The organism is Paenibacillus sp. W2I17 (assembly GCF_030815985.1).
In the GTDB taxonomy this organism is placed as follows: domain Bacteria; phylum Bacillota; class Bacilli; order Paenibacillales; family Paenibacillaceae; genus Paenibacillus.
Genome location: NZ_JAUSXM010000001.1, coordinates 4,210,606 through 4,222,902 on the forward strand (window position 1 = coordinate 4,210,606; position 12,297 = coordinate 4,222,902).

Sequence of the window (12,297 nt, forward strand, 5' to 3'; positions counted from 1 at the left end):
CAGAAACTTCTGGAAAGGATGGAATGAAATATCTTTTACCAGTTGGGCTTGTCCACTAGATATGGGGATGGGTTACACAGAGGGGGAATGTGTATGAAAAAAATTCGTAAACAAGGGATCAAAAGAACAATGCAGATGAGAGAGAAACTAATTTTGTCATTTGCCATTGTATTGCTCATTCCAACCATTAGTCTGGGCATTATCTCGTTCCAAACAGCTGATGCCAAGGTTGAAGAGAAAATGTATGAGAACGCGATCAGCAGTGTTACTGTGCTCAACCAGACCATTGACCAGATCATTGGTGCAACACGCAAAAATGTTGATTTCCTTGCAAGTCAGCTGGATGCAGGCAATGTCGGACCCAATCAGGGTGACGAAACAGATACCATCCGTACCTTGCTCGACGCTTATAAGGAAACGCATGATGACGTGGAACTTGCCTCCCTCGGTACCGATCAGGGCGTGTATATTAACTCCCCTGTAACTGCGGTGAACAAAGAAGGATATGACCCGCGCGAACGCCCGTGGTATCAGGCTGCTACGCAGAACAAAGATGTCCCTACCGTAATCACCCCCTACTTATCAAGCAATACCGGCAATGTTGTTGCTTCGGTAGCTCAGACCTCAGCGGATGGCCATGGTGTCGTCTCTGTCAGCCTGTCGCTTGAAGCCCTCTCGAAGACGGTTAACTCCACGAAGATTGGCGAGAAGGGTTATATCTATATCATTGATAATGCCAATAAAATCATTGTACATCCTACCGAAAAACCGGGGACCGAAGGAACCATGGCACCCTATAAAGATATTTTCGCACAGAAAAACGGAAGTCTGACCTATACACTAAATGGAAACCAGGAACACGCCTTTTTCTCCACCAATGAAACGACGGGCTGGACCGTGGTTGGTGTCATCGACAGTGGGGAAGTGACGGCATCTGTCCGTCCGATTTTATACACCACACTTATTGTTGTAGCGATTGCAATTGCGGTAAGCTCCATCATTATTTTCTGGATTGTGCAATCAATCACCAAACCACTGAACCGCTTGGTGAAGGCATCTGACGAAATTAGTAATGGTAATCTGACCATCGAAGTTGCTGTATTGGGACAGGATGAATTCGGCAAGCTGAGCACCAGCTTCAATAAGATGAGCGAATCCCTGCGAACCGTTATTCAGGACGTGCGACACACGGCTGACGAGTTAACCGCCTCATCCACACAATTGGCAGTCAACTCATCGGAGACAACCAAAGCAACAGAGCAAGTCGCCCTGATCACGGAAGAATCCGCAGCTGGACTTGAGAAACAAGCAAGTAACCTGAAACATACGGCACTACAGATGAATGAACTTGCTGAAGGTGTGGGACAGGTAACGAACAGCACACAGCAAGTATCCGAAGCTGCCATGCAAGCAAGTGAGCTCGCAGATAAAGGGAATGCGACCATGCAAACGGCCGTATCCGAGATGAGTTCCGTCAGTCGCTTTGTGCAAGGTATGGCAGACACCGCTGGACGACTTGAACAGCATTCCACATCCATTGGTGAGATGGTATCTGTCATTACAGATATCGCTGCACAGACCAATTTGCTTGCTCTCAATGCTTCTATAGAAGCGGCACGTGCAGGTGAGCATGGACGTGGCTTCTCCGTTGTTGCCAGCGAAGTCCGCAAGCTCGCGGAACAATCCAGCCTGTCCGGCCAGAAGATTGTAGAGATGGTCGGAGCGATTCAACAGGAGATTTCAATGGCCAATCACAGTGTACAGATCGGGCAACAGGATGTAAGCAACGGCATTCGTGCCGTTCAGTTTGCAGATGAAGCTTTTGCCCAGATTAGTGAGGCTGTCGGGGTCGTCAATCATCAGCTTGAGAACATTGCAGCCGCCTCACAACAGATGTCTGCAAGTACAGCTGAAGTGGTGCAATCCATTGATCAGATCCATGCCATATCGGAAACCAATGCCGACGGAACGGAGAACATCTCTGCTGCTACGGAGGAGCAAGTGGCTTCCATGCAGGAGATATCATCCTCTGCTGATTCCCTTGCCCATCTGGCTCACAAGCTGCAGAAGCTGGTAGAACAATTCAAGCTGTAGCCGTTGAACTAAAGATTATTTACACCGACACTACGATGACAGAGCAACCTTCCAATGGCTGTTATCGTGTAAAAGATTAGTTCAACTTATATAACAAGTAGTCTGTAATACCAAAAGCCCCTTTGCCATCATATTGGCAAAGGGGCTTTTGGGTTATGAAGGGCCATGAAATTTAGAAAGGAAATGACTCTCCTATTCAGCAGATTGCTTTTTATCTCCGTGATATCCTTGATCTCCGTAGGGCTCTAACTGTTCAAACCAGCGATTCAGACATTTGGCGAGTGCATCTTTGGGATCGTTATACGGGTTATCGTCTTGTTTCAATGTCTCCAGCACCTCGATCACAAAAGCATTCTCTCCATATTCATTCCATTCAGCCTGCAATCTTCGATTCAGATGGCTACCCATCTGTAACATAAACCGTTGTCCGTTAATGGTTTTCAGGTTAAGTGTGCTGTCGATATAAACTTTGCCGTTACGTTCATTCCGAATCTGGTAGACGCCCGCTTCCGTTTTAACTTCTTTGGCCTGTTCCTGTAATTCTTTGCGACGATCCATCTTCTCCTGCTCCCCCTTTGCTTTGCGCTCCGGTTTTCCAACTTCGGCGCTCTGTTGATCTGCGTGGCTTCCCAGCCAATACTGACTGCCGTCTGGCTCACGTTCCAGCAAACCATAGTCGACGAGATACCTCCGTATTTCCACGTAATCATCATAAACTTCCTTCAGCAGCTCATTGACCTGTTTCTCGGAATATTTGCGCTCTGTCTCGAATCGTTTGGCAATTTCGATGAGCACAATATATTTATGCTTTTGCTGCATATGAAACGTCGTCAGTGGACCGCCAGTACCCTCTGGAAAATACTTGTTTAGCACCTTCTCCCGATCCTGTTCTGTAATATCAAATGAGTTCGGATGGATCGTATGTCCATGCCTTGTCACAGGTGACACCCATTCGGCTGGACCCTGGGTATCCTTACTTTTGAGAAGTTCCATTAATGCCAGGAATATTTTAGCCTGCCGTTCCTTCTCCTTCAATACAAAACGATGATTCCGAATCGTGGAAGCACTCCCGATGCCAAGGGTCTTCTGTACTTCAGCATCCTTCTTGCCTTCATAGAATTGTGCCAGCAATCCACGCTGGACATCAGACAATCCGGTTACGCTTTTATCCAGCTCCAGCAAATATTCAAATACCGATCCATGAACTTTCTCAATATGCACTCGCATATAACGGGCTGCCTCATAGAGCACTCCTTCTTCAGGGTATATAATCCCCGCTTCCGTCCTGTATCCGCAGCAGACACATATATAGGCGGGACCCTCCTCCATATAACCACGCTTGATCTCTTCCAATGAAGCTGTTTGCAACCAGGATTCCGATGATTTCATGTAAAAGCTCCTTTTTATCATTGTTATGGTTAGTTCAACCGTATAATAATCAAATATTTTATAATTTTGTTTGTTTATTTATAGACATAATATAGTTTTGTTTTTTATATGTCAATATAACGGAAAAGGATGCTGTGTTTAAAGACATAATGGATGCCTCTTGTTCAACAGAAAAAAGACCGCAGGGTCGCAACCCTGCAGTCTCATTTCAATCCCTGTTACAACTTAAACCGTTCAATCATACTTTGCAGATCTTCAGCCATACGTGACAATGCTGCCGAAGAAGCTGCAACCTCTTCCATTGTAGCCAACTGCTCTTGAGCCGCCGCTGATCCATCTTCCGTTCCAGAGGCAATTCTGTCCGACAGAACCATTGTATCACTTACTGCCTTGTTGATATGACTCATGCCCCCATCAATCTGACGGGAAGCCGCGGATACTTCTCCAGCTTGTGCAGCCACCAACTGAACCGCAGTACGAATGTTATTGAATGCTTCGCCCGCTTCTGTAACCATCTGCGAACTCTTCACCATACCTTCTCCCGTACGGGCAAAAGTGGATTGCACCGCATTGGTTTTCTCCTGCATTTCATGCATAAGCTCATTAATCCGCTCGGCTGAAGCGCCTGAACTGTGAGCCAGTGTCTTCACTTCGTTGGCTACGACCGCGAATCCGCGCCCTTGCTCGCCAGCTCTTGAAGCTTCAATGGATGCATTCAATGCAAGAATGTTCGTCTGCTTGGCAATGGCCGTAATCTCGGCCACAATCACAAGAATCTCTTCGTTTTTCGCGCGCAGATCCTCAATGACCACAGACATGGCTTTGCTCTCGTCATTCACCTGCTGAATATGGTTAACCGCTTCTTCTACTGTAACCATACCCGCTTCCGACTTGGTGGATGCATCCAGAGCGATACGAGCGGTGTCTTCAGCACTTGAAGAGATCTCTTTGACTCCAATGGACATTTCGCCCACAAGTTGACCTGTAGCAGCAAGACTATTGTTCTGCAAAGTCGTTCCCGCAGCTGCATCCTGCATCAGTTCGGCCACCTGTTCTGTGGCTTTGGATGTCTGCTCGGAACTTGCCATCAGTTCTTCAGAAGACGCCGCCAGCTGGCTGGACGTATCATGTACTTCTCCAAGCACACTACGGAGTGAGGTCGTCATCATATCGAAGCTTTCCCCGAGCTGTCCGAACTCGTCCCGGCGCTGTAAACCTACCCGAACGGTGAGATCCCCGGCGCTTACTTTGGATGCTGCCTGCGTTAATTGCAGCAATGGCCGGTGAATGCTGCGGATAATGAATATAAGCAGAATCAACCCGATAACCAATGCAGATGCCACAATTGTAATTGAACGGATCAAAATAGGCATTACGGCCTCACTTGCTTCGGAAGGAACCATCTCACCAACAATTTTCCAACCTGTCACCGGATTGGTGAAATACACAGCTTCCACTTCGTGACCATCATATGTATACTTCACCGTTCCACTTTCCTTCGTATACATCTCATTAATGTAGCTTTCATCCGACTGTGTACCGGATTCGATATTGTAGTGGAACAGGAATTTGCCCCCGTTATCCAGCATGTACAGTTTTCCTTCTTTACCAATACGTATCTGATCAACGGATTCTTTCAGATGATTTAGACTGACATTGGCTCCGAATACCCCTTTGCCGTCAGCCAGCTTGACCGCTGCGGTCACAACCCATTCGCCCGTCGAAGCCGACTGGAACGTATCCGAGATTACCGGTTCATCCTGGGACATACCCATCGTATACCATGAACGTTCTCGAGGATCATAATTCTGTTCCTCGGATTCAGGGGACTTCATCCAGCTACCATCTTCGGCACCTGCGGTAAGTACACCCAGTTCCTTATGATTCTGAGACATCCGATCCATCTGCCTTTGCAGTGCAGGGGATTTAGTAATAATATCGTTTGAAGTAATACCCGCCGCCATCTGAGCTGCGTTATCCTTCTCCATATCGAGCATTTGATTTATCTGCAGACTAAGCATTTCTGTTTTTGCCTGTGCGGAACGGATAATCTCCATTTTAACCTGGTCAGCAGCTTTTTGATAAGACAACCATCCCACGGTAATGCTCGGTACTATCAGGAACAGGAGCAATGCAGCAATCAGGCGTTTTTTTACGGTTAAAGTAAACCAATTTCGAATCCTTTTCTTCATTTAACTATCCCCCATCATAATCTTCACCCATCCTTTTATCGGACAATCGCTGTAAAAATATTATGTATAGATACTAAATTAGTACAAATTTAATTTAAATGATCTGATCTGATTATATGGATTATATCCGCTTATTCGTTTTGACCCTCTACGCGAGATCGTTTACAATGCTCATAAGCTGGCTATTCATGAAACGATTGGAAGGAGAGGATTCAAATCTTACGTAAGTCAAATGAAAGACAACGTATTTCCCCGGTATATTCATCCATGTTCCGCATTCTGTTAGCGCTCATCCTGTGTGCAGGCCCGATTCTGGGACAAGCTGGTATTATGGCATCCGCAGCGCAGGCGACGCAAGCAGTTCACATTGAAGTGAATGGTGAGCAACAATCCTGGAAGAACGCACCACTTATAATCAAAGGTTCAACGTTTGTTCCACTGCGGGATGTGGTCACATCGGTCAAAGGCACGTTGAAATGGGATAATCGCACCAAGACGGCTACCATTACCGTTGGCAGAGACAAGCTGATACATCAGGCTGGCAGCAATTCCATTAAAGTAAATAAGGTCGATCTGGCTACAGGTGTGAATTCACGTACCGTTAACGGTACGTTGATGGTACCTGTCCGGGCAATGGCTAATGCAATCAAGGCAGACATCAAGGTCCAACGCACAGCCACGGGGCAGATGAGTGTAAATATGGTCACTGATCAAGTCAGCTTGCTGAATAGCGAGGTTGCCAGCGTGGATACATATCTGCGCGAGATCAACTATCCAGGTATGGCTCTGATCGCCCGCGATGGTGAAGTACTTCTAAAGCAAGGCTACGGACTTGCCGATGAACAGACGCTGAATCGCCCGGATCAGAAGACCCGAATCGCATCGCTGAGCAAATCCTTCACGGCCGCGTCCATTCTGAGTCTCGTGGAGGATGGTAAGATTAATGTGCAAGATCCAATCTCCAAGTATATCTCTGGTATACCAAAGGGAGATCAGATCACGCTGCATATGCTGTTATCCCAGACTTCAGGTCTGCCATCCGCATTTGGTCGGGGTGAAGGAACTTCTATGGAAGAGACTGTAGAAGAGATTCGTCACAAAACGCTGAAGTTTGAACCGGGGAGTGCCTATCTATACAGCAACAGCGGTTATGTTTTGCTTGCATACGTCGTTGAACAGGTATCTGGCATGAGTTATGCCGACTACGTGCAGCAGACGATACTGAAACCACTTGGTATGAAGAATTCGGGAGAGGCCTCCCGTAAAGTGCACACGATTAGTGGTTTTGTTCAAGAAGATAACGCATGGGTAACTGCGCCTTACTATGTGTCTCAATCCGGATCAGGAACCATCTATTCCACGGTGGACGATATGCTGAAATGGGATCGTGCGTTGTATACAGACAAGATTCTAAGCCAGGATACGATTGAACAGATGTATGAGCCTTACTCCGATAAAAACTATGGCTACGCCTGGATTCTCAAAGAAAACGGCATGAATCGTACCGTCTTCCACAACGGTAGTGGTGGCGGGTTTGCTACAGCCTTTTCACGTAATCTGTCCGATGATATCACGATTATCCTGCTCGGCAACCACGCAGGTATGGACATGACTTCACTTTTGGATGAAGTTGAGGCACAGACAGCCAAAGCACTGCAATTGCAATAATCCATAATCAATCGTTTATACAGAGCAAAGAGACGGTCCTTTAAAGGATCGTCTCTTTGCTCTATATATGTTTTCATTTTAACGACTGACACTTCCGTTTCGCTGAACCTACAATTCATCTCTTCTCCATCCTGCAAAAGGCAGATTTACTCATATTCTTATCACTGCCTAGGAGACATCTGCTCTTTCATCATCTGTCTGCTTTAACGTTACAGGAAGTTTCCCCGCAAAAGGAATGCGCCCCATCAGCGCCTGAGCGACGCTATCCATGGCAAGTGGCCGGCTCTCGTAAGCCGCTACATAGACCTCGGCATCCGGAAGCGCCAGCAGATCATAGGGGCTTCGCAATGCCACAACAGCCAGTGGTTTACCCAATTGCTGTATCCAACCAATCAGCCTACACTGTGGATCGCCGGAGGGACTTCCCGCATTGTAGGTTCCCACCACAATCTGCCGAATGTCATCTGCTTCCGCTGCCTGAAGCAGACGTGCGGAACGAATGGCAACTTCCTCGGGCGTGACCGTCAGATCGACAACATCCAGACCATACATGGATAAGGCTGAGCCCAAGGTGAACGTCTGAGTCAACTGTTCGTCGGCAATTGTCGTCACGGACGTGGCAACCGTTATGACCAGCGTGCGTTCCGGCTTCAAAGGCAGCATATTCAACTGATCGCGCACCAGTGTGATACTGTTCTCGCTAATACGGCGGGCAACCTCTTGGTGTAAAGAACTGTTGCGCTCCGACCAACTGGATAGAGCAGGAGCATTTGATACTAAAATATTCACTTCATCAACACCACCCGTTTCACTCTCCAACAAACCACGCTTCGCCTTGTACATCAGCAAGCGAATCACCGACTCATCAATACGTCTCTCGCTAATCCGCCCACTCCTCACAGCTGCTAACAATGCTTCAAATGCCTCTGCCTGAAGCTTAGCCGTATGGCTAATTAACACCAGATCTGCCCCGGCCTCTACCGCCATTACGGCTGCATCGACAGTGCCATAATTCACGGCAATAGCATCCATCTCCATGCAATCTGTCACGATCATGCCCTGATAACCCAGTTCCTGGCGAAGCAGACCGCTTAATACGGTTTGCGATAGCGTTACGGGCAGACGCTCTGGCTCCAGTGCAGGGAAATAAATATGCGCCGACATCATGGCATCGACACCTTCGGCGATAGCGGCTCGGAATGGAATCAACTCCAGGCGCTCTACCCGTTCACGATCATGAGTGATGATCGGGAGGTCCAGATGGGAATCGGTATCCGTATCCCCATGCCCCGGGAAATGCTTGGCTGTCGCTGCAATCCCAGCATCCTGTATTCCCGCAATGGTTCTGGCCCCATATTCTGCAACGGATTGTGGAGATTCGCCGAATGATCGTACACCGATGACCGGATTGGCCGCGTTATTGTTCACATCCAATACCGGAGCAAAGTTCATGTTAATGCCCATGGACTTCAGCTCCAACCCACTGATATATGCCGCCTGATACGCATCGTCAATGGAACCGGCAGCGGCAATGGCCATTGGTCCGGGCATCAAGGTTATCCCTTCGGTAATTCGAGCAACCATGCCGCCCTCCTGATCAATGGATATCCAGAGCGGCACATTACCGCTGCTTTTGGCAATCTGCTGTAGCCCTGACGATAACTGCTCTACCTGCTCTGGCGACTCAACGTTGCGCGCAAAATAGATCACGCCACCGATGGGATACTTTCGGAGAAAGGGTTCCACATCGCCAGCAGCTTCGGTGCCATGAAAACCACAAAGCAGCATTTGCCCGATTTTCTCACGCAAGGTCATCTGTTTCAGCTTCGACTGGTATAACTCTTTTGGCCCACTCATTTCTTACCTCCCTCCGATAACAAACATCCGTTCATTCATATAACAAAAACGGCTTTCGCCGCTCCTTCCATTCCGCTGCCTGTACATTCCACGCTTCGATTAAACGAACGAAGCCCGCGCGGTCATGAATGGTTTCCCTGACTACCTTCCCCCCTGCCAGCAGGTCGATAAAGTACCTTGAACCTGGCTCTGGCGGCTCCAGCCAGCAGAATTGCTCCGGATAAAGTGAAACCAGTTCATGCAAAAGCACTAACCCTGTCTCTACCGCCCGAAATTTCCTGCTGTCCGTTACAAAAATCCTTACACCACCACACAGTTCACCTGCATGTTTGGAGAATGTTGGCGACATGTACACTGGATGCACATGCACACCTTCCAGCTTGTATTCCCGAAATCGTTCCGCCAAACGCTCACCCTCAACCCAGGGTGCCCCAATCCACTCGAATGGGCGGGTCGTGCCCCTGCCCTCCGATACATTAGTGCCTTCGAACAGGCACGTACCCGCATATACCCGCACACTGTCCAGCGTGGGCATATTGGGAGAGGGTAACATCCAGGGAAGACCACAATCCGCAAACTCCATGGAGCGCTGCCATCCTTCCATGGTAACCACGTCCAATTCGCAAGGTACATCCATCTCGCTGTTGACCATCAGGGCGAGTTCACCTATCGTCAATCCGGTACGTACAGGTACACGCCAAGCGCCAACGAGTGATTCATACCCCGCGTTCAGCACACCGCCTTCCACAACGTTTCCACCCAGCGGATTGGGACGGTCCAGAATCAACATGCGTTTGCCTGCTCCAGCACAGGCATCCATCATATGGAACAAGGTTGAGGCATACGTGTAATAACGGATGCCCACATCCTGAATGTCGAACAGCACCGTATCCACTCCAGCCAGCATTGCAGGCGTAGGTTTCTTGTAATCTCCATACAGGCTGAACACCGGAATGTCCAGACGTGGATGAAGCATGTCTCCGAATCTGACACCCGCCTGAAGCTCTCCACACAGTCCGTGCTCACAGGCATAAAGCGCTGTAAGCATGGCATTAGCCAGTCTGGCGCACACATCTATTGTCGATACAAAGTCCGGTGTAATACCAGTCGGGTTTGTAATTAGACCGATTCGATTACCCGTTATCCATGGATGCGATAACCCTCTGGACAGAAGGTCAACTCCCGTTTTTACAGCCGGGATCTGCTCGGTCCCATTCAACTGACCCATCACACATTCCCCTGGCTGATCCAGCCTGTATGCTGGTGATCATTACCGCCTGTTACGACAGGCTCTTCTTCAGGCTCCAGCACATTAAGAGCAACCTTATGCTGATAGATGGCAAACATACCTCCAAACAGCGCTCCGAAACCAACGACAGTCAGCATTAGCAAAGCAGTTAAGCACATGGCCTGAAAACAAGCGCCCATCGTGTACCCCGGGTGACGGAAGAACAGCTTTACACTTTCCCCCATCGCCTGAACGATCCCCATGTTTTTTTGTAAAACAAGCTGCCAAGTATAGAACTGTGACATCAGCGCCATGAGAACAAAGAAAGTCTGGAATACACCCACTGCTGTACCTGTAATTCCACCCTGTCCACCGTAATACCACCAGGTTGACAATAGAATGAAGCCAAGCACCGCGAAAAGCACACCCACCGATCCTCCCGGGACTATTCCCTTCAACGTTCCGATCCAAATATCCTTAAGTCCATTGCGCCGTTCCTTACGTTCCAATCTGTGATGCACGGCATAACAAACACCGAACAGGATGGGCATATATATCAAGGCCAGTAGCAGCACCGCGATCGGCAGCGGAGCAAACATCAGAATGGGAACCAATACGATGGAGCTAACGACACTGTACAAGGCCACCGGAATAATATCCCGATAGATTTCCGCGCCCGACTTAATCAATACTTCACTCAGCTTACGCATTTTTATTTTCCCCTTTCTCACCGTTCCTTCTTCACCAGGCATCGTCTCTTACTCACGTCCAATCGCAAGCTCCGTCTCTGGATCGAAAAAGTGCGCCTTACGCAGGTCCAGCACAAAATTTTTCTCCATACCTACATAAGCATGTGTTTCCGGATGAACCTTGGCCGTAACAGTACGGGCACCGGAATGGAAATACACCAAATTCTCGGAGCCCAGATGTTCTACAACCTGAACTCGCGCCTGCAGCATATGGTCTGTCGGGATATTCGGAGCGACATCATCACCAAAAATATGCTCTGGACGCAGACCCATAATCACCGGCTTGCCTTGATGACTCTGAAGACGAGCGAGTACACCCTCTGACAAGGTGAATGATGCACCGTCCACGACAACCTGCGTGCCTTCAATCCGGGCATCAATGAAGTTCATCGCCGGGGAACCGATAAATCCGGCAACAAACATATTCCGCGGACTCGCATACAGTTCCTTCGGTGAAGCCACCTGCTGAATATCTCCATGATTCATGACCACGATGCGTTCCCCAAGTGTCATGGCCTCTACCTGATCATGCGTCACGTACACAATCGTGGCACCGAGACGTTTATGCAGCTCACCCAACTCCACCCGCATCTGTACCCGCAACTTGGCATCCAGATTGGACAGTGGTTCGTCGAATAAAAACACCTGCGGATCCCGGACGATCGCCCGTCCTACCGCAACACGCTGGCGCTGACCACCAGACAGCTCGCGTGGTTTGCGCTCCAGCATCGCTTCCAGTCCCAGAATGGAGGCCGCATTCTGCACCTGTTCATCAATATAGGACTTTGGCTTTTTCAGATTTTTCAGGCCAAAGGAAAGATTCTCACGGATGGTCATATGCGGATAGAGTGCATAATCCTGAAACACCATCGCGATATCGCGATCCTTCGGATGCAGATCGTTAACAAGCCGGTCACCGATCACAATATCACCGCTTGTTTGCTTTTCAAGTCCGGCAATCATCCGAAGTGACGTTGTCTTGCCACAGCCCGAAGGACCCACAAACACTACGAATTCCTTATCTTCTATAACAAAGTCCGAGCCGGCCACAGCCGTGAACGTTCCTTTATGATCGTCTTTGAATTCTTTGCGCACTTGGCGAAACTCCACGCGTGCCATA

General features: G+C 48.7%; 8 protein-coding genes. 2 read left to right on the forward strand and 6 right to left on the reverse strand.

The features are described 5' to 3' along the window. Window positions 1-93: 93 nt before the first annotated feature. The gene (locus tag QF041_RS18800) at window positions 94-2,094 is read left to right on the forward strand and encodes a methyl-accepting chemotaxis protein (RefSeq protein WP_307415304.1); all 2,001 of its coding nucleotides are present in this window, start codon (window positions 94-96) and stop codon (window positions 2,092-2,094) included. A 192-nt stretch (window positions 2,095-2,286) separates the two neighbouring features. Here the strand turns inward: QF041_RS18800 and QF041_RS18805 are convergent, their stop codons facing one another. Then, entirely contained in the window at window positions 2,287-3,483 is a 1,197-nt protein-coding gene (locus QF041_RS18805) for a DUF2087 domain-containing protein (RefSeq protein ID WP_307415305.1), read from the reverse strand. A gap of 218 nt (window positions 3,484-3,701) precedes the next feature. Further along, window positions 3,702-5,675 (reverse strand): methyl-accepting chemotaxis protein, encoded by a 1,974-nt coding sequence (locus QF041_RS18810; protein ID WP_307415306.1) that lies wholly within the window; start codon window positions 5,673-5,675, stop codon window positions 3,702-3,704. Between the two features lie 267 nt (window positions 5,676-5,942). On the opposite strand from QF041_RS18810, the gene QF041_RS18815 reads away from it, so the two are divergent. Further along, on the forward strand, window positions 5,943-7,343 hold the full coding sequence (locus tag QF041_RS18815) for a serine hydrolase domain-containing protein (RefSeq protein WP_307415307.1): 1,401 nt from the start codon (window positions 5,943-5,945) through the stop codon (window positions 7,341-7,343). Window positions 7,344-7,511: 168 nt separating this feature from the next. Here QF041_RS18815 and nagZ read toward each other — a convergent pair whose 3' ends face one another. Genes nagZ through QF041_RS18835 form a run of 4 tightly spaced genes read right to left on the reverse strand, consistent with a single transcriptional unit; the run spans window position 7,512 to window position 12,296 of the window. Then, window positions 7,512-9,200, reverse strand: a complete 1,689-nt coding sequence (nagZ, locus tag QF041_RS18820; RefSeq protein ID WP_307415308.1) for a beta-N-acetylhexosaminidase — start codon at window positions 9,198-9,200, stop codon at window positions 7,512-7,514. 31 nt (window positions 9,201-9,231) lie between these two features. After that, entirely contained in the window at window positions 9,232-10,428 is a 1,197-nt protein-coding gene (locus tag QF041_RS18825; protein WP_307415309.1) for an exo-beta-N-acetylmuramidase NamZ family protein, read from the reverse strand. Beyond that, window positions 10,428-11,138: a hypothetical protein gene (locus tag QF041_RS18830; protein ID WP_307415310.1), complete on the reverse strand. Its 711-nt coding sequence runs from the start codon at window positions 11,136-11,138 to the stop codon at window positions 10,428-10,430. The genes QF041_RS18825 and QF041_RS18830 overlap by 1 nt, the downstream gene beginning before the upstream one ends. 48 nt (window positions 11,139-11,186) lie before the next feature. Next, window positions 11,187-12,296 (reverse strand): ABC transporter ATP-binding protein, encoded by a 1,110-nt coding sequence (locus QF041_RS18835; RefSeq protein WP_307415312.1) that lies wholly within the window; start codon window positions 12,294-12,296, stop codon window positions 11,187-11,189. Window position 12,297 lies beyond the last annotated feature (1 nt).

What these genes read in the sequence shown, in the direction of transcription:
- QF041_RS18800 (WP_307415304.1), top strand. Translation starts at nt 94, where the DNA reads ATGAAAAAAATTCGTAAACAAGGGATCAAAAGAACAATGCAGATGAGA.
- QF041_RS18825 (WP_307415309.1), bottom strand. Translation starts at nt 10,428, where the DNA reads ATGGGTCAGTTGAATGGGACCGAGCAGATCCCGGCTGTAAAAACGGGA.
- nagZ (WP_307415308.1), bottom strand. Translation starts at nt 9,200, where the DNA reads ATGAGTGGGCCAAAAGAGTTATACCAGTCGAAGCTGAAACAGATGACC.
- QF041_RS18815 (WP_307415307.1), top strand. Translation starts at nt 5,943, where the DNA reads ATGTTCCGCATTCTGTTAGCGCTCATCCTGTGTGCAGGCCCGATTCTG.
- QF041_RS18805 (WP_307415305.1), bottom strand. Translation starts at nt 3,483, where the DNA reads ATGAAATCATCGGAATCCTGGTTGCAAACAGCTTCATTGGAAGAGATC.
- QF041_RS18830 (WP_307415310.1), bottom strand. Translation starts at nt 11,138, where the DNA reads ATGCGTAAGCTGAGTGAAGTATTGATTAAGTCGGGCGCGGAAATCTAT.
- QF041_RS18835 (WP_307415312.1), bottom strand. Translation starts at nt 12,296, where the DNA reads ATGGCACGCGTGGAGTTTCGCCAAGTGCGCAAAGAATTCAAAGACGAT.
- QF041_RS18810 (WP_307415306.1), bottom strand. Translation starts at nt 5,675, where the DNA reads ATGAAGAAAAGGATTCGAAATTGGTTTACTTTAACCGTAAAAAAACGC.